Source organism: Pseudoduganella sp. jia 12 (assembly GCF_055502675.1).
Map to the genome: position 1 here is coordinate 137095 of NZ_JBUXKP010000010.1, position 19567 is coordinate 156661.

The 19567-nt window shown below is 66.0% G+C and carries 16 protein-coding genes; 8 read left to right on the forward strand and 8 right to left on the reverse strand.

Annotation, left to right across the window (positions count from 1 at the left end):
• Positions 1 to 138 precede the first annotated feature (138 nt).
• Positions 139 to 1050, forward strand: coding sequence for a DUF3616 domain-containing protein (locus tag ACY65G_RS21715; RefSeq protein WP_464999374.1), 912 nt, complete (start codon positions 139 to 141; stop codon positions 1048 to 1050).
• On the opposite strand, the gene ACY65G_RS21720 is transcribed toward ACY65G_RS21715, so the two are convergent.
• A complete protein-coding gene (locus ACY65G_RS21720) occupies positions 1035 to 1769 on the reverse strand; it encodes a hypothetical protein (protein WP_464999375.1) in 735 nt (244 codons plus the stop codon). The two genes, ACY65G_RS21715 and ACY65G_RS21720, sit on opposite strands and share 16 nt — an antisense overlap.
• Positions 1770 to 2191: 422 nt before the next feature.
• Between ACY65G_RS21720 and ACY65G_RS21725 the strand changes: the two genes are divergently transcribed.
• Positions 2192 to 4975, forward strand: coding sequence for a TonB-dependent receptor (locus ACY65G_RS21725; protein WP_464999376.1), 2784 nt, complete (start codon positions 2192 to 2194; stop codon positions 4973 to 4975).
• A 53-nt stretch (positions 4976 to 5028) separates the two neighbouring features.
• Here ACY65G_RS21725 and ACY65G_RS21730 read toward each other — a convergent pair whose 3' ends face one another.
• On the reverse strand, positions 5029 to 6426 hold the full coding sequence (locus tag ACY65G_RS21730) for an amino acid permease (protein WP_464999377.1): 1398 nt from the start codon (positions 6424 to 6426) through the stop codon (positions 5029 to 5031).
• 269 nt (positions 6427 to 6695) lie between these two features.
• Positions 6696 to 6896 (reverse strand): hypothetical protein, encoded by a 201-nt coding sequence (locus ACY65G_RS21735; protein ID WP_464999378.1) that lies wholly within the window; start codon positions 6894 to 6896, stop codon positions 6696 to 6698.
• 273 nt (positions 6897 to 7169) lie between these two features.
• On the opposite strand from ACY65G_RS21735, the gene ACY65G_RS21740 reads away from it, so the two are divergent.
• On the forward strand, positions 7170 to 7934 hold the full coding sequence (locus tag ACY65G_RS21740; RefSeq protein WP_464999534.1) for a Crp/Fnr family transcriptional regulator: 765 nt from the start codon (positions 7170 to 7172) through the stop codon (positions 7932 to 7934).
• Between the two features lie 65 nt (positions 7935 to 7999).
• Here ACY65G_RS21740 and ACY65G_RS21745 read toward each other — a convergent pair whose 3' ends face one another.
• The 3 genes from ACY65G_RS21745 to ACY65G_RS21755 all read right to left on the reverse strand — a co-directional run bounded on the left by ACY65G_RS21745 (position 8000) and on the right by ACY65G_RS21755 (position 11378).
• Positions 8000 to 9958, reverse strand: a complete 1959-nt coding sequence (locus ACY65G_RS21745) for a bifunctional diguanylate cyclase/phosphodiesterase (protein ID WP_464999379.1) — start codon at positions 9956 to 9958, stop codon at positions 8000 to 8002.
• A gap of 204 nt (positions 9959 to 10162) precedes the next feature.
• The gene (locus ACY65G_RS21750; protein ID WP_464999380.1) at positions 10163 to 10501 is read right to left on the reverse strand and encodes a hypothetical protein; all 339 of its coding nucleotides are present in this window, start codon (positions 10499 to 10501) and stop codon (positions 10163 to 10165) included.
• A gap of 31 nt (positions 10502 to 10532) precedes the next feature.
• Positions 10533 to 11378, reverse strand: coding sequence for a response regulator (locus ACY65G_RS21755; RefSeq protein ID WP_464999381.1), 846 nt, complete (start codon positions 11376 to 11378; stop codon positions 10533 to 10535).
• Between the two features lie 218 nt (positions 11379 to 11596).
• Between ACY65G_RS21755 and ACY65G_RS21760 the strand changes: the two genes are divergently transcribed.
• From ACY65G_RS21760 to ACY65G_RS21775, 4 genes are read left to right on the forward strand one after another with little or no spacing between them, the layout of a single operon-like run.
• Positions 11597 to 12118: a Csu type fimbrial protein gene (locus ACY65G_RS21760; protein WP_464999382.1), complete on the forward strand. Its 522-nt coding sequence runs from the start codon at positions 11597 to 11599 to the stop codon at positions 12116 to 12118.
• Complete coding sequence (locus ACY65G_RS21765; RefSeq protein ID WP_464999383.1) at positions 12118 to 12831, forward strand: fimbrial biogenesis chaperone; 714 nt, start codon at positions 12118 to 12120, stop codon at positions 12829 to 12831. The genes ACY65G_RS21760 and ACY65G_RS21765 overlap by 1 nt, the downstream gene beginning before the upstream one ends.
• A 13-nt stretch (positions 12832 to 12844) precedes the next feature.
• Positions 12845 to 15133 (forward strand): fimbria/pilus outer membrane usher protein, encoded by a 2289-nt coding sequence (locus ACY65G_RS21770; protein WP_464999384.1) that lies wholly within the window; start codon positions 12845 to 12847, stop codon positions 15131 to 15133.
• Positions 15130 to 16140, forward strand: a complete 1011-nt coding sequence (locus ACY65G_RS21775; RefSeq protein WP_464999385.1) for a Csu type fimbrial protein — start codon at positions 15130 to 15132, stop codon at positions 16138 to 16140. The genes ACY65G_RS21770 and ACY65G_RS21775 overlap by 4 nt, the downstream gene beginning before the upstream one ends.
• Before the next feature lie 25 nt (positions 16141 to 16165).
• Here ACY65G_RS21775 and ACY65G_RS21780 read toward each other — a convergent pair whose 3' ends face one another.
• Entirely contained in the window at positions 16166 to 16438 is a 273-nt protein-coding gene (locus ACY65G_RS21780) for a hypothetical protein (RefSeq protein ID WP_464999386.1), read from the reverse strand.
• A 240-nt stretch (positions 16439 to 16678) separates the two neighbouring features.
• Positions 16679 to 18832 carry a putative bifunctional diguanylate cyclase/phosphodiesterase gene (locus ACY65G_RS21785; RefSeq protein ID WP_464999387.1) on the reverse strand — a complete coding sequence of 718 codons (2154 nt, stop codon included), beginning with the start codon at positions 18830 to 18832 and terminating at the stop codon, positions 16679 to 16681.
• A gap of 324 nt (positions 18833 to 19156) precedes the next feature.
• Here ACY65G_RS21785 and ACY65G_RS21790 point away from each other — a divergent pair, with 324 nt between their 5' ends.
• Positions 19157 to 19489, forward strand: coding sequence for a hypothetical protein (locus ACY65G_RS21790; protein ID WP_464999388.1), 333 nt, complete (start codon positions 19157 to 19159; stop codon positions 19487 to 19489).
• Positions 19490 to 19567 lie beyond the last annotated feature (78 nt).

Sequence of the window (19567 nt, forward strand, 5' to 3'; positions counted from 1 at the left end):
CGTTGTCATCCTTTCCACACCGTTTGCAGGCATACTGCGCGTGCCGGCATGTGCCGCCCGTACGGAACGCTGTTCCCGGTCCGGCATCGAAATGCTGGACAAAGGGCTGAACACGGGATGAACAAAGGAGAACATGCAATGAGCGATGCCGAACACTTCGTGCACTACCGCATCTGCGACGCGTCCGCGGCCGTGCCGCTGGACGACGACCATTTCATCGCCGCGGACGATGAATCGAACGTGCTGCACGTGTACCGCTACGATGCGGGGCCGCCCGCGCGCGAGTGCGACCTGACCGCGTTCCTCGACACGGCGGATGGCGGCGAGGCCGACATCGAAGGCGCGGCGGAATTGAACGGCCGGGTGTGGTGGATCACGTCGCACGGATGCGACAGGAAAGGCCGGCCGAGCGCGACGCGGTGCCAGTTGTTCGCCACCGATCCGGCCGGCCGGCCCGTCGGCAAGCCGTACCGCCGCCTGCTGGACGACATGCTGGCGCATCCCCTGCTGGACCATTTCGATCTTGCCAAGGCAGCGCGCAAGGCACCGAAGGATCCGGACGGCCTGTGCATCGAAGGCCTCGCGGCCACGCCCGGCGGCGGCCTGCTGGTCGGCTTTCGCAATCCCGTGCCGCACGGCTGGGCCCTGATCGTGCCGATGGCGGATCCCTCGCCGCTGCTCGATGGTGGCCGGGCCGAACTGGGCGCGCCCATCCTGCTCGACCTGGGGGACCGCGGCATCCGCGCGATCGAATGGTACGGCGACGCGTACTACATCGCCGCCGGTCCGCCCGCGGCCGGCGACGACTACGCGCTGTACCGCTGGTCCGGCCGCGCCGGCGACCGGCCGGTGCCGATCGATGTGCCGGCGCTGGCCGGCCTGCACCCGGAAGCGCTGTTCTTCGATGCGCACGGCACGATGCATGTGCTGTCCGACGATGGCAAGGCACAGCCCGGTGGGCGCAAATGCAAGGAGCTCGCCGTGGAAGAGCGCACGTTCCGCCGCCTGTCCATTCCACGCGGCGAGTGGGACACTTACTGGGGCGCGTAGTCGAACGTCACCAGCGCATCGTCGCTCCATGAAGGATCGGCAATGGGGATGGAGGCGGCATCCGCCTTGACGGCCAGCGCCAGCGTGCGGCCTTCTTCGGCAAGCGCGGCACGGGCCACCGGCCGTCCCGCGTTGACGGTGTAGCCGCCGCCCTTGCGCGGCGCGCACCAGTCGGTGCCGCCCGCCAGGCTGATCGCGGCACTCTGCATGAAACCGAAAAGGTGCCTGGCCATCGCCATCTTCGCGCGGCACTCGAGGCGCAGGTCGCCCAGGCGGCGCACATTGTCCGGCAGCCCCGGCGTACGCACGTCGGGCTGCGGCGTACGGTTGCCATCGAACTGGCCGGCATTGCGGTTGACGGCCAGTTCGGCGCCGCCGAGCCCGTCCTGCCGCGCCAGCGTGAAGAAACCATCCGGCGCGAGCGGCACCGGCGTCAGCCTGTCGCCGTCGACCAGGGTCATGGCAACATGATCGAGCGCCGCGACACCCGGCGCCAGCAGCAGGCGGAACCGCAACGCGGCCCGTGGCGCCAGGCTGCGTCGCCCATCGTCGAACGCATTCATGCCTTCCGCCAGCACCGCGTATGGCCAGCCGATGGTGATTTTCGCACCTGTCACGATCACTGTCGGGGACTCCGGCGGGGCGGCATGGGCCATGGCCGCTGAAGTCAGCAGGGCGAGCGGCAGCTTGTAAAGTAACTTGACCAGCGGATCAGGCATCGTCGCAGCGCTTTGACAGGGAGAGCGTCCATTGTGCGGCAGCCAGAAAGGATGCGGTGCTCAAGTCGCCGACCGATGCATACAACTCCGTGCTATGCCGTCCGCGGATGAAGTGTGTTGTTTTTTTGTAACGCAAAGCGATACCCAAGTCACGGCCAGGATGTACTGGCGGGGCCGTATTTCCGGGCGTTTCGCAGCTATCTTCAAACGGAATACCATTTCATGAAAAAGTGATAGGCGTGCCTGAAAACCGTGCGTGTACCATCAAAGATGGTAACGTTGCCATGTCGGATTGCCAATAGCAAATGGCGACGAAGCCGGCAGTGACGAGGAACGCTCACGAGCAGGGAAATGCAAGTTTCCGGCAAGAAGCGCCCGGCATTGCCGAACGCTTTATAACGAAAAACAAGGAGACCAAGAGAATGCAACAACATCGCATGCGCAAGACCGTTCTGGCGGCATTGATCGCCGAAATACTGATTCCCCTGTCCGCATTGGCGCAGGATACGCAGGGCACCGCCGCGAACGCGGCGCCGGCCGAGAATGCGGCCACCGTCGTCGTCAGCGGCATCCGCGCCTCGCTCAGCTCGTCGCTGAACACCAAGCGCATGCAGGATGGCGTGGTGGATGCCGTGTCGGCCGAGGATGCGGGCAAATTCCCGGACACGAATATCGCCGAATCGCTTCAGCGCGTGACCGGCGTGCAAATCCAGCGCAACAATGGCGAAGGCCGCTATATTTCCGTGCGCGGCCTGGGGCCGGAGTTCAACAACGTGCTGGTCAACGGCCGCACGCTGACCAGCGATACGGGCGGGCGCGAATTCTCGTTCGACCTGCTGTCCTCGGACCTGATCTCGAAAGTGCTCGTCTATAAAACCTCGCAGCCGTTCCTGCCCGAAGGCGGCATCGGCTCGACCGTGGACGTGCAGACGGCCCGCCCGCTGTCCGGCAAGACGGGACACTCGTCGGTGATCAATGTTTCCCACTCCTATGACGACAATTCAAAGGAGCACACGCCGAACCTGGCCGGCATGTACACCTTCGCCAACGAGGCGCGCACCTTCGGCGTGACGGCCTCGGTGTCCTATACGGACCGCGCCTCGAAGCAGAACAAGGCCGTGACCGACGACTGGCATTACCGCGACGTGACGATGATCAACGGCGACCTGAATTCGCGCGGCTTGACGATGGCCGACGTGACGACGAAAAGGCTGTACATGCCGCAGAGCTTCGGCTTCCAGGTCGAGGAGGAATCGCGCAAGCGCACGGTGGGCAACCTGACCGTGCAGTACAACCCGTCGCGCGACTGGAAACTGTCGGCAGACGCCCTGTATTCGCGTCTCGACCAGCGCAACAAGGTGATCGCGTTCAGCGACTGGAACAATCCGGTGCAGGTGGGCGTGCAGCATGACCAGAACGACCAGGTCACGTCGTTCTACCGCCCGGGGGCGGATTTCTATGCGAACAACCCGGCACTGGTCGGCGAAGGGCGCCCGCTCACCGAAGCCAATTCGAACGACATGATCGTCAAGGGCGGCGACCGGCTGTCGGAAACGAAAGCCTTCGGCCTGAACTCGAAATGGCAGCTGGCACCGGACTGGAAACTGGAAGGCGACGTGTCCACGTCGCGCACCACGTCGCAGTCGCCGGACCAGTGGGTGGTGGCCGGCATGGTGCCGCGCAATGGCGATTACCTGACCTTCGGCGCGGCCCCCACGGTGACCTTCGGCGACAACATCGCCGATCCGACCGCGGTGAAGGCCCATGCCGTCTCGAACGGCCAGGTCGGCAATTCCGACAAGCTGCACGAGGGCCGCCTGAACCTGTCGTGGAATCGCGAGGAAGGCCCGTTCAAGGGCATCGACACGGGCGTCTCGTATTCCCAGAGGGAAGTGGGTCGCCACGAATTCGAGGCCGATTCCTGGAATGCGTTCAGCGGCTACCACCTGGCGCTGCCGGCGTCGCTGTTTACCGTCACGCCGATGGACGACTTCTTCGGCACCGGCGGGCAGGTGCCCAAGGCGTTCCTGCGCTTCGATCCGAACGAATACATGGCCTACCTGAACCAGCCGTCGCTGCTGGGGCAGTCGAACGACCCGGCCCTGTACGGCGACAAGTCGCGCTACCCGAACGGCCCGATGGGCATCAACTACGCGGCGCCTGCATCGCAATGGGGTGTCCGCGAAAAGGTGTCGAGCATCTTCCTCGACACGAAGTGGGAAGGCGAGCGCTGGTCCGCCAACGCCGGCGTGCGCGTGGTGCACGTGAAATCGCGCTCGACCGGCTTTTCCCGCGAACTGCTGTCCGCCGTGAAGAGCCCGAACGACACGACCTACATCCTGAACTGGGGTCCGCGCGTGGCCACGAGTGTCGACAACAGCTACAACAGCTACCTGCCGTCGGCCAACGTGAAATTCGACGTGACGAAGGACATGCTGCTGCGCCTGGCGGCGTCGAAGACGGAAACCCGGCCCACGCTGTCGCAGATGGGTGTCGACAACTGGTATGGCGGCAGGTTCGGCGACGTGCAGACAGGCGGCGGCAACCCCTACCTGAACCCGATGCAGTCGAAGAACCTCGACCTGTCGTATGAATGGTACCTGTCGAAGACGAACTATGTCAGCGCGGCCGTGTTCTACAAGAAGGTCTCCGACTTCCTGGAAACGCGGCTCGTGGACATGCGCATTCCCCAGTACGACGAGGTGGTGCACGACAGCCGCGTACGCAACGGGCAGACGGGCAAGATCAAGGGTGTGGAGATCGCCGGCCAGTATGCGTTCGACGATGCGATCCCGTGGCTGCGCGGCTTCGGGGTGTCCGCCAACTATACGTACGTGGATGCTTCCGCCGAGCGCGACGGCGATGCGGCGGCGCTGGTGTGCGGCTACCCGGGACTGTCGAAGCAGTCGTACAACGGTTCGGTATTCTACGAGAACGGCAGCTTCCAGGCCCGTGCCAGCTACAACTGGCGCAACCACTTCTCGATCAATTGCGGCGGCGGCAGCACACAGCCGCGCAACCGCGCCGCGTATGGCCAGACCGATGCCAGCCTGCGCTACAACATCACCGACACGATAGCGATCTATGCCGATGCGATCAACCTGTCGAACCAGCAGGCGCATGAATACGCCAACAACGAAAGCCAGTTCCTGATGCTGGAAGACGTGGGGCGCAGGGTCAACGTGGGTGTGCGCGTGGCATTCTGAGGACGTGAAAAAGGGGCGCCGCGGCGCCCCTTTTTTTTACGTCGTCGCGCGTATCAACCCTGCTTGTTCAGCAGCGAATGGTGGCGCGCATAGCCGAAATAGATGACCAGGCCGATGAGCAGCCAGATGCCGAACGCGAGCCACGTGTGCCACGACAGGTAGGCCATCAGCGTGAAGCAGAATGCCACGGCCAGCAGCGGCACCACCGGTACGCCAGGGCAGCGGAACGCGCGATGCAGGTCCGGGCGCTGCTTGCGCAGGACGATCACGGCGACCGAAACCAGCGAGAACGCGGCCAGCGTGCCGATGTTGATCAGTTCCGCCAGCACGTTCAGCGGCACCAGGGCGGCCATCAGGCCGAACACGACGCCGACGATCCACGTGGCCAGGAAAGGCGTGCCGTGCTTCGGATGGATCGACGACAGGCGCTTGGGCAGCAGGCCGTCGCGCGACATCGCGAAGATGATCCGCGTCTGGCCGTAGGACATCACCAGGATCACGGTCGTCATGCCGAGGATCGCGCCCAGGTCGACGAAGCCGGCGACCCAGTTTTCGCCCGCATATTTCAGCGCCAGCGAGACCGGGTGGTCGACACCGGCGAAATTCTGGAACGGCACGATGCCGGTCATGATCGCCGAGACGATCACGTACAGGATCGTGCAGACCGCCAGCGAGCCGATGATGCCGATCGGCAGGTCGCGCTCGGGGCGCTTGACCTCTTCGGCGGCGGACGTCACCGCGTCGAAACCGATGAAGGCAAAGAACACGAGGGCGGCGGCGGACAGCACGCCGGTGTGCCCGAACGGCATGAACGGCTGCCAGTTCTCGGGCTTGACGTGGCCCGCGCCCACGGCGATGAACAGCAGCACGACGCCGACCTTGATGGCCACCATCACGTTGTTCATGCGGGCCGATTCGCGGATGCCCAGCGACAGCATGCCCGCCAGCACGATCATGATGACAAAGGCGGGCAGGTTGAAATACGTGGCCACGCCCGGTACCGCACCCGGCGCGCCGGTCAGCGCCGTGGGCAGCTGCAGGCCGAAGCCGGCCAGCAGCGACTGGAAATAGCCGGACCAGCCGACCGCGACGGCCGAGGCGGCCAGTCCGTATTCCAGCATCAGGTCCCAGCCGATCATCCAGGCGACCAGTTCGCCCAGCGTGGCATAGCTGTAGGTATAGATGGAGCCGGCGACCGGCACGGTCGACGCGAACTCGGCATAACACATCGCGGCGAAGCCGCAGGCGAGGGCGGCGACGATGAAGGAGAGGGTGAGTGCGGGGCCCGCGGTCAGTGCGCCGGTACCGGTCAGCACGAAGATACCGGTGCCGACGATGGCACCGATGCCCATGAGGACGAGATCGAAGGGGCCCAGGACTTTCTTCAACCCGCCGGGCGCGCGACTGGCCGCGACCATGTCGTCAAGGTTTTTGGTTCTGAAAATGCTCACTGCTTCTCCAATTTTGTTGAGATTGTCTCCGGCGCCGCGCGTTGCCGGATAGGCCCGCAGCGGTCTGATCGCTATTTTGCACAGCGGCAAGCCCTGTCGGGCGTGCCGCCGCATACTAGCACAGCGGGAGAAGCATGAAAATCAGTTAACGTTCACGTCAACAAGCGTGACGCTGCGAGAGAAGGACGGGAGAGGCAATGCGGGGAATTCGGACCGGCGCGGAAGCGGCGGGAGGCGCCAGGAGAGGTGGCGCGCTCCGACATGTCCGGTCAGTGCAAGAAACGGCCGCGGCTGTCGATATAGCGGCTGGGCTCGGCCATCTTGTCCAGTCGAGCCTGTACCAGGCGATGCCAGGCGTCCACCCACTTCGAAGCAGCCATGCTTTCCTCGGCCGACTTCGCATAGAGCGTGCGTTCGACCGCGCGTTGCTGGCGTTGCAGGGCATAGGAAACTTTGAAGATGCTGTTCATGGGCGCTTTCATCATTCGGTAGCTGGCGAGTTGCCGATGAATTGAATTTTCCGGGTTTCGGACATCTTTGAATGTGCGCCACTTCACGTAGGACTGAGATTACACCGCTTGATCTTCGAATACTACATCGCGTCCTACAGTAGTCCGACTCTCAAAAACATGGCTCAACCATAAAGTGGAGGAAATGACAACGAAACGAAACATCTGAACTCGACAAGGATAAACAACATGTTCAAGACCATGCACAACGACACGACCTCCCTGCCACCATCGATGATCAATGTCGCCGGCTCCGCGCCGACGGCACTGCGCGGCAAGGCTGCGCCGCAGGGCATCAGCGTCACCGGTCTGCAGCAGAACGAACTGCTGCGCGCACTGCCGCTGGACGAACTCGAGCGCCTGATCCCGGACCTGGAGCTGGTGGCCATGCCGGTCGGTAAGCACCTGTATGACTTTGGCGAGAAGATCGACTACACGTATTTCCCAACCACGTGCATCGTATCGCTGCAATATGTCAACGAAGACGGCATCACGACGGAAATCGCCGTGGTCGGCCGCGAAGGCGTGGCGGGCGTGACGATGTACAAGGGCGAGCGCGCCAGCAACACGGCAGTCGTGCAGGCGGCCGGCTACGGCTACCGCATGCGCACCGATGCGCTGCGCGCACTGTTCGCCGAAGGCGGCATGCTGGCACAGCAACTGATGCGCTTCACCAGCTGCCTGTTCGCGCAGCTGGCCCAGAACGTCGTCAGCAGCCGTCACAGCAGCATCGAACAGAAGCTGTGCCGCTGGCTGCTCGAACGCCTGGACCGTTCCCCGTCCAACGAACTGAAGGTAACGCAGGAATCGATCGCCAACCTGCTGGGCGTGCGCCGCGAAAGCATCACGGCCGCTGCCGGCAAGCTGGCCAGCGACGGCCTGATCCAGTGCCGCCGCGGCATGGTGGTGGTACTCGACCGTGACGGCCTGGAGCGCTGCGCCGGCGCCTGCTACTTCGCCGCCCGCGCCACCGCGGCGCAGGCCATGCACAGCCACTGAGCTGCCGCCCGGCCGCCGCCGGGCTTGCATCGTCTTTTCCGACGGGCCGCCATTGCGCGGCCCTTTCAGTCTTCCTTGTCGCCGGCGGCGGGTCGGACACTGCCGCGGCCCGCTTCCTTGGCCAGGTACATCTGGCGGTCCGCTTCGCGCAGCAGGTCGCCCGGCGCCCAGGTATCGCCGGCGCCGTGCATCGCGATGCCGACGCTGGCACCCACCTGCACCGTCGCTGCGCCAGCGGCCAACGCCACCGGCTGGGCCAGCGCGTCGACCAGCTTGGCGGCCACCCCGCGCGCCCGCGCCATCGTATAGGGCTGCCCCTCGAGCACGACGACGAATTCGTCGCCTGCCAGCCGCACCACGCTGTCGTTCTGCCGCACCGACGTGCGCAGCCGCCGGGCCACTTCGCACAGCAGCGCATCGCCGGCATCGTGCCCGTGCCGGTCGTTGACGGCCTTGAAACCGTCGAGGTCGATGAACAGCACGGCAAAGGCGATACCGTGCCGCTGCGACCTGGCCTGACCCTGCGGCAGCAATTCTTCCAGCGCGCGCCGGTTCAGCAAGCCCGTCAGCGGATCGTGGCGGATATCGTGTTCGCGCTGGGCTTCGGCCAGCTTGCGCGCCGAGATATCGTGCAGGAAGGCGGAAAACGTGAGCTGGCCGTCGATCTCGGTGGCGTGGATACGGATCTCCACCGTCAGCGCGCTGCCGTCGCGGCGCACGGCCGGCAATTCCAGTCGCTTGCCCAGTACGGTCGCCTGACCGCTTGCCCGGTAGCGCGCCATGCCCTGGCGGTGCCGGTCGCGCAAGTCGGCCGGGATGATCAGTTCGTCGAGGGCGTGGCCGGTCGCTTCCAGGGCGGTCCAGCCGAACGTGCGTTCGGCCTGGCGGTTCCACGCCGTGACGCGGCCTTTCTCGTCGATGCCGATATACACGTCGTTCGCATATTCGAGGATGCTGGACAGTTCGGCCTCGCGGGCACGCAGCGCCGCCTCGGCCTGCTGCTGGCGGCCGATGGCCTCGGTGAGGTTGTGGTTGGCTTCGACCAGCTTGCGCGTGCGGTCGTCGACCCTTGCCTCCAGCTGCGCGTGCAGCGCGGACAGCGCGTCCTCGGCGCTCTTGCGCGCCTGGATGTCGATCACGGCCACGATGAAATACTCGGGCCGGCCCGCTTCGTCCGATTTCAGGCTGACATTCGTGTGCACCCAGACGCTGCTGCCGTCGTGCCGGATATAGCGCTTTTGCCGTTCGAACTGGGTGATGCGGCCGGTAACGAGGTCGCGTACCAGCGCGATGTCGGCGGCCACGTCGTCCGGATGCGTGATTTGCCTGAAGGTCAGGCGCCGGAATTGTTCTTCGGTGTAGCCGAGGATCGCGCAGGCCGCCGTGTTGACCGCCAGCCAGTTGCCATTGTGCGCATCGATCAGGGCGATGCCGAAGCTCGCCAGCTCGAAGATCGAACGCAGCCGCGCCTCCGTGCCGCGCATCGCCGCATCCGCCTCCTGGACGTGGGCGCGCGCGCACGCCAGCTGCTCGCGCCGGCGCACTTCGTCCGCCACGATCCCGGCAAGGTCTTCGAACGCCGCCAGCTCGTCGGGCGCCAGCTCGCGGGGCCGGGTATCGAGCGCGCACAGCGTGCCGATCGCATGGCCGTCCTGCGACCGGATCGGCACGCCGACATAGAAGCGGAACTTCGGGCCGTCCCGTACGAGCGGATTGTCGGCGAACCGGGGATCGTTCAGCGCATCGTTGATGACCAGCGGCTCGCGCTGCGCGATGGCATGGGTGCAGAACGAAATGTTGCGGGGTGTCTCCGCCACTTCCGTTCCCACCCGTGACTTGAACCACTGGCGCTCGCGGTCGACCAGTGAAAACAGCGCAACGGGCGCATCCAGCAGGCGGCTGGCCAGCCGCGTGACCCGGTCGAACACCGGTTCGGGCGGCGAATCAAGCAATCGCAGCGTATGCAACAGGGCAAGGCGGCCCGCTTCGTCGGGCTGGACGACGGGATGGATCGGCGCAGTCATGCAGCATTGTAGCGGCTGCGCCGTAATTGGATTGCACGGCGAGGGAATGCACGGCGAGGCATTGCACGGCGAGGTATTGCACGGCGGACCGCGAGTCAGGCAGACGCGCGACAGAAATAACGGCTAATGCGCGATGGCGAAAGGCGCATACGGGAGGGGCGGCGGGGAGCAGGCTGCGCGGCGCGCCATCGTGGCCGCACCGGCTTATTGCCGGTACATGGCACCATCGAGGGCGTTGCCCGCCGAGCGCCGTGGCGCCCGGCTGCCGTCGGGGGAGGCAAGCACCCGCAGGATCGTTTCGGGCGGCAAGCCATGTTGCGCCAGGTAGGCCCATGCCAGTGCGGCCCCCCGTTCGGCGTCGTAACGGATCGCCTGGTCGACCACGGCCGCCAGCGCGGCGTTATTGCGCCGGTCGCTGCCATTCCCCGCTGTGCCGCTCCTGCCGCCACGCCCGTCGTTGCCCGTTTCCAGCGCCATCATGGCCTCCACCTGTGTCAGTTTGACAGCATCCGCCGTTGCAAACCGCAAGTCAAGCTGGCTCATGTATTTTTTGTTGCAGAGAAGGGCCGGTAGCTCAGCCATGGCGCTCCTGGCGGGGCTGCGCCGTCGGCGGGCCGATACTGCCCGGCAGCAGCTCGACCTGGCGGGAATCCCGGTAGCCGCTCGGTGTCAGCCCTGTCCGTTCGCGGAATGCCGTTGCGAAGTTGCCTGCATTGCGGAAACCGACCAGTTGCGCGATATCGCGCACTTCCATCGGGGTGTCGCGCAACAGCGCTGTCGCGCGCGCGATGCGCAGTTCGCGCACGTATTCGAACACGCTGACGCCGAGCCGTTGCCGGAACAGGCCGTTGAGACGTTCGCGGTAAGTGCCCACGCGCCGGGCGATCTCCGTCAGCCCGGGCAGCTCTCCCAGGTGATCGGAAATCACCTGCTGGGCCGCGGTGACGCGCACCGCGTCCAGTTCGTCGGCGGAATCGACAACGGAATCTAGCCTCCCGGCTGGCTCCGGGCCGGGTATGGAGCGGCAGCGGCGCGTCAGGCCCAGGTGAACCCGGATGCGCGCCAGCAGCTCATCGGCGACAAACGGCTTCGCGACGAAATCGACCGCGCCGGCGGTGAACCCGGCGATCCGGTCGTCCGCACTGTCCGCGCCGGAAAGGAAAATGATCGGGAGTTCACAAGTTGAGCGGTTCGCATGCAGCAGGCGGCAACATGTGAATCCGTCCATGTCCGGCATCCGTGCATCCATGATCACGAGGTCGGGCTGGCTGGCGAGCGCCAGCTGGTACCCCTGCGTGCCGGAGGCGGCGACCATGACATCGTAGCCATGGTCGGTGAGCAGGTCGACCAGCAGCCGCTGGTCGAACGGCGCATCGTCGACGACGAGTATGTGCAAGGTGGCAGTGGTGGCGTGGGTCATGTTGTCCTCGTCGCCATCACATCGCATGGCGAATGCTGTCCGGTGGGTTCGATTATGCCTGCCAGTGCGGCTTTTTTCGCACACTTCGTCGCTGGCAAACGTGTTTTCGCCGCGCGCAAAACCGGACAGTCACCCAGGTCGTCCATAATCGAATCATGTGTTGAGGTAGGGCAATAAATTGCCTCGCCATTTATGTTCTTCCTGGAGAAATGATCTTGATGAGTTTGAATCTGCACCGTGCCGCATCGGCCGTCCTCGCTGTTGTCGTGTCCCTGACCACCCTCAACGCGGCGGCGGCTGTCTATAACAATGGCAGCAAGGCGGCCGCGTTCGACGTGACGATGGGCCTCGTGGCCGACTGCACGATCGCCGCGAACGCGCTCAATTTCGGCGCCGGCCGGGGCGTGCTGGCGACCGCGGTTACCGCCACGTCGGACATCAAGGTGACCTGCACGAACACCACGCCGTTCAACCTCGGCCTGAACGAGGGCACGGGCACCGGGTCGTCCGGCACGACCCGCTTCATGAGCGGTACGGGTGCCAACACGGGCACCGTCAAGTTCAACCTGTACCAGGCAGCCGGCGGCGCGGCTTGGGGCAACACCCAGGGTACCGATACCCTTGGCGGCACCGGCAACGGCAACCAGCAAACGCTGACCGTTTACGGTGAAATTCCTGCCCAGGCGTCGCCAGCCCCCGACACCTACAAATCGACGATCACCGCGACCGTTTACTTCTGATGCCGATACCGCGCCCCGCCTTCGCCGCCTGCCTCCTGGTCCTCGGGTGCGCGGGCTCTGAAGCGGCCAACCTGCAGATCTCGCCCGTGTCGATCACGTTCCGTGCGGGACAGGGCGCTTCCGGGATCACGCTGCAGAACCAGGGCGAAACACCGGTATATGGCCAGGTGCGCGCCTATGCGTGGACGCAGCGCGATGGCGAGGACGTGCTGGCCGAGACCACCGAACTGATCGCCAGCCCGCCGATCATCGAGATCGCGCCGCGTGCGGCGCAGACGATCCGGTTGATCCTGAAAGCGGGCATGCCGGCGCCCGTCGAACGCAGCTTCCGGCTGCTCATCGACGAACTGCCGCGCGGCGACGACACGCAATCCGGCGTGGACATCCGCCTGCGCTATTCGGTACCCGTGTTCGTGCCGCCTGCGGGCGATGCCATGCCGGTGCTGGGCTGGCAGGTCGTGCGGCAGGGTGACGACTGGATGCTGCGTGTGACAAACACCGGTGCGATGCATGCACAACTGGGCGCCACGACACTGCGCAACGCGGCGGGCAAGGAATACGATGTGAGCAAGGGTTTGCTGGGCTATGTGCTCCCCGGCCAGCAACGTGCATGGAAGCTTGCCGTGCCGCGGGATGCGCAGCTGGACGGAAAAGTGACGGTGCGTTCCGTTGTCAACGCGCGGCCGGAAACGGCCGATACGGCAGGCCGCTGATGCCGCGGGAGACATGCGCGCGCTGCCAGGACTGATCGTCGCAACAGCGATGATGCCGGCCGGCGGCGCGTGGGGCCAGGCGGCGCCGACGGCCGAGCTGTACCTGGAAGTCAGTGTGAACGGCGAGGAGACGGGCATGGTGTTGCGTTTCACGCAGGGACCGCGGGGCTTGCGCAGCAGCGTGCAGAATTTGCGCGACCTGCAACTCGACCCCGCCTTGTTCGGGCTGGGCGACCGCGAGGAGTTCGACCTCGCGGCCGTGCCCGGCCTGGCGCACCGCTACGATGTTGCGGCGCAGTCATTGGCGCTGACGGTTGCTGATGCGCTCCGCGCGCCCACCGCGCTGGCGGCGCGACCAGGGCAGGACCTGGCCGCGTCGGCCGGCACGTCCCGCGGTGCCTTGCTCAACTACCAAGTCTATGCGCAGGCCGGCAGCGGCGGGCGTGTCGCCGGCTTGCACGAATTGCGCTGGTTCGATGCGAGGGGCGTGTTTTCCACCAGCGGCACCACCACGCTACGCGGCGAAGGGCGCGTCTATACCCGCTTCGACACGTGGTGGACACGCTCCGACCCCGTCACCCTCGAGACGTTGCAGGCGGGCGACATCGTCAGCAATGCGCTGCCATGGAGCCGGTCGATGCGCCTGGGCGGCTTCCAGTGGCGCAAGAACTTTTCGCTGCGGCCCGACCTGTTGACGTATCCGGTGGCCTCCGTGCGGGGCACCGCGGTTGTGCCGACCGCCGTCAGCCTGTATGTGAACGGCATGCAGCAGATGGCAACCGAGGTTCCCAGCGGGCCATATGTGATCGACCAGATCGGCGGGCTCAATGGCGCCGGGCAGGCCAGCATCGTCACGCGCGATGCGCTGGGCCGCTCGGTCGCGACCACGCTGCCGCTGTACATCGACACGCGGATGATGGCCCCAGGGCTGACCGACTTTTCCGTCGAGGCGGGCTTCCTGCGCCGGGACTACGGCACCCGCTCGTTCAGCTATGCGTCACAACCTGCCGCCAGCGCTTCCGCACGCCACGGATACACCGACGACATCACTATCGAAGCGCACGGCGAAGCGGGCCGGGGCCTCGTTAACCTGGGCGGTGGGGGCATGCTGCGGCTCGGGCGTGCCGGCGTGGTGTCCGCTTCCCTATCCGCCAGCGCCGGGCGCGAGCGTGGCCTGCAGGGCAGCGTGGGCTACCAGTACATTTCGGCGCGATTCAGTGTTGACCTGCAGTCACAGCGCGCTGGCGCGCGGTACGCGGACCTGGCCAGCGGCGAGGGTTCGCCGCCGCCGCGCCGCAACGACCGGGCCAGCGTGAACCTGGCGCTGCCGCTGGGGCAGAGTGCCGGCATCAGCTATGTCGGCTATCGCGTGGCCGGCCAGGCGCCGGCACGCATCGCGGCGCTGAACTGGTCGGCTCCGTTGCCGGGCGGCGTCTATGCCAGTCTGGGTGCGTGGCGCGACATGGACCGGCCGGACATGCGCGGCCTGTCGTTCTCGGTCAGCATGTCGTTCGGGGAGCGCACGTCCGCCAGCGCCACCACGGGCCGCCAGCAGGGCCAGCGCAGCCACAACATCGCGCTGGTGCGCCCGGCCGACTATGGCGGCGGCTTCGGCTGGGCGCTGCAGCAGGGCGGCATCGAAACGTCGCGTTACGCGCAGGCGCAGCTGCAATACCTCGGCAGCGCGGGGCAGGCGACGGTAATCGTGCAGCGCAACGGCGACCGCAACGATCTGGCCATGGATGCGGGCGGCTCGCTCGTGCTGATGGATGGCGTCATGCTGCCGGCGCGGCAGGTGGGCGCCGGCTTCGCGCTGGTATCGACCGGTGTGGCGGGCGTGCCGGTGGTGCACGAGAACCGGCCGCTCGGCAGCACCGACGGCCGCGGCTACCTGCTGGTGCCGAACCTGATTCCCTATACCGGCAACCGGCTGTCGATCGACACCACGGCGCTGCCCGTCGACGCCCGGGTGCCCAGTACCAGCATGACGGCGGTGCCGCAGCGCCTGGCCGGCGTGCTGGTGCGGTTTCCCGTCGAGCGGTACGCGGCCGCGACGATCATCCTGCATGATGCGGCAGGCAAGCCGCTGCCGGTCGGCACGGCCGTGTCGGATCCGGTGTCCGGCAACGCCACGGTGGTGGGCTACGACGGCATGGCCTTCGTCGACGGCCTGCACGCGGAAAACCGCCTGCTGGTCGGGGCCGGCGCGGACCGCTGCGAAGTGCGCTTCGCCTGGGCGGCGGCCAGCGGCGAGCTGCCGGTGATCGGGCCGCTCGTGTGCCGCCCGGGAGCGCCGCCATGAGGGCGCGGCTGCTGCACAGTGCGGGCATGGCGGCTGCGCTGTTGCTGGCCAGCGCCGACGCGCGGGCCGACAGCTGTACCGCGGCCATGTCGGACGTGGTGTTCGGCCAGGTCAGCCCCGTGGCGGGCGGCGATTACTTTGCCAACGGCACGCTGACCGTCACCTGCACGTGGACATTGCTCGCCAACCTGGGCGTGCTGCTGCTGCCGAACGTGAACTTCTGCGTCAATGCGGGGCCCGGCAGTGCCGGCACGTCCGTCGCGGCACGGGCGATGGCGAACGGCGCGGCGCGCATGCAGTTCAACCTGTACCGGGACAGCAGCTATGCCGCGTCTTCGGTTTGGGGTTCGACGGCGGTGGCGGGAACGCAGCCCATCACGGGACAGATGGGCGGCCTGCTGGCCCTCGGCTCGCTGGCGCAGACGTTTATGGTCTACGGCAGGATACCGGCATCGGCGCTGGCCGGCGTGTCGTCGACCGGCGGCGCCGATACGGTCTACGTCGCCGATTTTGCCGGTCACGGCACGCTGCAGTATTCGTTCTTCGGCCTGCTGGCGCCGGCCGGCGATTGCCGCACGGGGGCCAGTACGTCGTTCTCGTTCAAGGCGCGCGCAACGGTCACCAACAACTGCTACATCAGTGCCGACACGCTCGCGTTCGGCGCCAGCAACCGTGTGCTGGCGTCGGCCGTGCGCGCGGTGGGCACGCTGAGCGTGCAGTGCACAGCGAACAATCCCTATGCGATCGCGCTGAACGGCGGCGCGGTGTCCGGCAATCCGGCCGTGCGGCAGATGCGCAATGGGGTCACGGGCGAAAAGATCGGGTACGAAATATCCGGCACGCTCGACGGGCCGTCATGGGGCGACGGCAGCGCGGGGACATCAATGGTGACCGGCACCGGGACCGGCGCGGTCCAGGCCGTGCGGATGTATGGCAGGGTGCCGGTACAGCGTACGCCATCGCCGGGTACCTATCGCGATACCGTGACGGCGACGATCTGGTTTTAAAGGGGCGCGCGGATTCGCGGGCGCGTTAAAAATAAACGACGGTGGGTTCGGTGGCGGCGGCAACCTTGGCCGGCTGCATGGTAGCCTGTTGCGCGCTGGCATCTGTCGCGGCCGATCGCGCCTGGACCTGGTAGGGCGTTTCATGTGCGCAGGTCACCTGCGCGGCCATGCCCGTGCTCTGCACGGTGCAGGCTTGGGTCACGGTGAAACTGACCTGCATCGTCGCGCTGGCGCTCTTGCCGGCGGCAGAGCAGAACAGCGGCGCGCACGCCAGCATCAAAATGGCAATTTTCTTCATGTCCGTCACACGTATTCAAGGTGTCACTGCCGGCACGGCCGTCGCGCGATTTGGGCGACGGTCGACTTCAGCATCTTCTCGCTGCTCGGCAGACCGTATCAGGGTCGCCGCGAGATGATGCAATCATACACGAGTATTGCCTCAAATCAATGTGAGTAAGTGTGATCTTGTGATTTTTCGAGAGAATTGTTTTCTATGATGCAATTTTCAAGGTATCCACGTGGCGCCGTGTGGTTCCGCTTACGCATGCTGGTAAAGGCGCTCGAATTCGCCGATAGGCACCGCCGGCGAAAACAGAAAGCCCTGGTAGGCGTCGCAATCGTGCTCGCGCAGGAACGCGAACTGGCGCTCGTTCTCGACCCCTTCGGCGATCACTTTCAGCCCGAGGGTCTTGCCGAGCGAGACGATCAGTTTGGCGATCGCGCCCGCGTTCGTTGCATGTTCGACATCGCTGACGAACGAGCGGTCCACCTTCAGGGCGGACAGCGGAAACTGCTTCAGGTAGCTGAGCGACGAGTAGCCGGTGCCGAAATCGTCCAGCGAGAACAGCACGCCATGGCCGCGCAGGCGGGTCATCATGGCGATCACATCGTCCACGTCGCGCGCGAAGGCGCTTTCGGTCAGTTCCAGGGACAGCCGCGACGTTGGCGCGCCGGTTTCCGCCAGCACGGCCAGCACGCGGTCGGGAAAGTCCGGCTGCTGCAACTGGCAGGCACTGACATTGACCGCCAGCACCAGGTCGGCGAGGCCTTCGATATGCGACCAGCGTTCGAGACACACGCAGGCGTCGTGCAGCGCCTGCATGCCGATGCCCACGATCAGCCCCGTGCTCTCGGCCAGGCCGATGAATTCTGCGGGCCCGACGAGGCCGCGCTGCGGATGCTGCCAGCGCAGCAGGACTTCGCCGCCGACGACGCGGCCATCGGCGCCGAACTGCGGCTGGCAATGCAGCGGGAAGCTGTGCCTTTGCAGCCCTTCGCGCAAGTCGGCTTCCATCGCGCTGCGCCGGTCGATCGCCGACTGCATCACGGGGTCGAAGAAACGCATCGTGTCGCGGCCGGCGGTCTTGGCGTGGTACATGGCGATATCGGCCTGGCGCAATGCCGCGTCGACGCTGCCATGCTCATGGCCGAACAGCGCGACCCCGATCGACGGCGTGATGGTGCAGGCCCGCCTTGCGCCGGACTGGCCCAGCGGGTGCGGCCGTGCCAGCACGCCGAGGATCTTGCGCGCCACCTTGCCGGCTTCCATGGCCGCTTCGGTCGCCGTTCTGCCCAGGCCTTCGAGCGCAATGACGAATTCGTCGCCGCCCAGCCGGGCCAGGTGATCCGTTTCGCGCACGGCGTGGCGCAGCCGTTCGGCCACCTGGCGCAGCAGCAGGTCGCCGGCGGCATGGCCCAGCGTGTCGTTGACTCCCTTGAAGTGATCGAGGTCGATGAACAACAGCGCCCCGACGGCGGGCGTGCGCGACGTATGGCTGGCGATGCGCTGCAGCTGCTCGATCAGGTGGCGCCGGTTGGGCAGCCCGGTCAGCTGGTCGAAATACGCGAGCTCGTAGATGCGCCGCTCGCTTTCCTTGCGCTCCGTGAGGTCGGTGTTGGTGCCGGACAGGCGCAGCGCGCGCCCCTCGCCGTCGCGCAGCACGAAGCCGCGCGCGAGGACCGGAACATAGTGGCCATCCACGTGCCGAAGGCGAAATTCCACCGAGTAGGTGCGTTCGCGGCCCGTCAGCAGCGATGTCATGAACCGGTCGATCACCGGCATGTCGTCGGGATGCATCAGGTGGCGCCACGTGTCGTTGTCCATGTCCATGGTGGCGTCCGGCGGCAGGCCCACCATCTCCCACCACCTGTCCGAGTAATAGACGATGCCGGTGACCAGGTCGAGATCCCACGTGGCGTCGGTCGAGCCAAGCAGCATGAGACGCAGGCGTTCCTCGGACTTGCGCAGGTGCTCCTCGGCCAGCTTGAGCGCCGTGCAGTCGGTGAAGGAGACGACGACCTCCTGTACCTTGCCGGCCGCATCGAGCACCGGATAGGCATTGCACAGCATCCACCTGGGCCGCGCTTCGTCGGGCCGGGCGATGCCGATGATGGCGCCGGATACCTCGGTGCCCAGGCGCAGCACGCTCCACACGGGGTAGTCCTGCTCGGCCAGGGGCTCGCCGTCCGGGGCGAGCAGGCCCCATTCCGCGACGGCGGCGGGCAGGCCAGCGATGCCTCCCGCGGTGCGGCCGAGCAACCGTTCCGCCGTGCGGTTGGCGGTCGCGACGACGCCGTCCGCCCGGTGGATCACCACGCCGGCGGGGAGGTGATCGAGCAGCTCGCGCAACGCGCCCGTGGCGGACAATGCAACGACCGGGGGCTGCGGGCCGTTGCTCCTTTCAGGCTCCATTGGAAATCTCCTGTTGGTCAGCTTTCATCGTAGACCCTTGTAGCCGGCGATGGCGCTTGCCACGGTGACATTGCGAAAAAACTACAGTCGTGGTCTCCAGATGGTGACGATTGCATATAAAGAATTTTTCGTGCAATATGGTAACCATCCGCCGCCCTGAACCTCCTGCCGCGCGGACCGAGTTCCCTTCCGCACCTCCGCGGGGACGCCACTCCTGGCGCATCTCACGACCACCGGTCACGATTTCGACGCACCCGCCCTCGCATTCGTACCGGCCGACCAGGCCCGATCCGGGCTGTGAACTGCAAACCTCTGGAGAACTTCATGACGACCCTTGTTACCACCGCGCGCGCCAACGACGCCAACGAAGACGTACTGCTCACGTACGACCCGAACCGCCTGCTCGACCATCTGGTCGACCGCCTGGACCTGAAGAACGATGCGGCGCTGGCCCGCATCCTGGACGTGGCGCCGCCCGTGATCAGCAAGATCCGCCACTACCGCCTGGCGATCGGCGCCTCGCTGCTGATCCGCATGCATGAGGTGTCCGACATCTCCATCGGCAACCTGCGCATCCTGATGGGCGACCGCCGCGCCAAGTTCCGCGTGGCGTTTTCGCAGAACGACGTGCCCGACATGAGCCTGCGTGCCGCCTGACGATCGGCGGCTGGGTGATGCACTACGGCAACATCCAACGTGCGGACGGCGCATTCGGCCCGGCTCTCGGGTACACTG

Coding starts and splice junctions, on each gene's coding strand:
- ACY65G_RS21715 (WP_464999374.1), top strand. CDS start 139: ATGAGCGATGCCGAACACTTCGTGCACTACCGCATCTGCGACGCGTCC.
- ACY65G_RS21780 (WP_464999386.1), bottom strand. CDS start 16,438: ATGAAGAAAATTGCCATTTTGATGCTGGCGTGCGCGCCGCTGTTCTGC.
- ACY65G_RS21735 (WP_464999378.1), bottom strand. CDS start 6,896: ATGAACAGCATCTTCAAAGTTTCCTATGCCCTGCAACGCCAGCAACGC.
- ACY65G_RS21755 (WP_464999381.1), bottom strand. CDS start 11,378: ATGACCCACGCCACCACTGCCACCTTGCACATACTCGTCGTCGACGAT.
- ACY65G_RS21785 (WP_464999387.1), bottom strand. CDS start 18,832: ATGGAGCCTGAAAGGAGCAACGGCCCGCAGCCCCCGGTCGTTGCATTG.
- ACY65G_RS21725 (WP_464999376.1), top strand. CDS start 2,192: ATGCAACAACATCGCATGCGCAAGACCGTTCTGGCGGCATTGATCGCC.
- ACY65G_RS21770 (WP_464999384.1), top strand. CDS start 12,845: ATGCGCGCGCTGCCAGGACTGATCGTCGCAACAGCGATGATGCCGGCC.
- ACY65G_RS21720 (WP_464999375.1), bottom strand. CDS start 1,769: ATGCCTGATCCGCTGGTCAAGTTACTTTACAAGCTGCCGCTCGCCCTG.
- ACY65G_RS21765 (WP_464999383.1), top strand. CDS start 12,118: ATGCCGATACCGCGCCCCGCCTTCGCCGCCTGCCTCCTGGTCCTCGGG.
- ACY65G_RS21790 (WP_464999388.1), top strand. CDS start 19,157: ATGACGACCCTTGTTACCACCGCGCGCGCCAACGACGCCAACGAAGAC.
- ACY65G_RS21750 (WP_464999380.1), bottom strand. CDS start 10,501: ATGAGCCAGCTTGACTTGCGGTTTGCAACGGCGGATGCTGTCAAACTG.
- ACY65G_RS21775 (WP_464999385.1), top strand. CDS start 15,130: ATGAGGGCGCGGCTGCTGCACAGTGCGGGCATGGCGGCTGCGCTGTTG.
- ACY65G_RS21745 (WP_464999379.1), bottom strand. CDS start 9,958: ATGACTGCGCCGATCCATCCCGTCGTCCAGCCCGACGAAGCGGGCCGC.
- ACY65G_RS21760 (WP_464999382.1), top strand. CDS start 11,597: ATGAGTTTGAATCTGCACCGTGCCGCATCGGCCGTCCTCGCTGTTGTC.
- ACY65G_RS21740 (WP_464999534.1), top strand. CDS start 7,170: ATGATCAATGTCGCCGGCTCCGCGCCGACGGCACTGCGCGGCAAGGCT.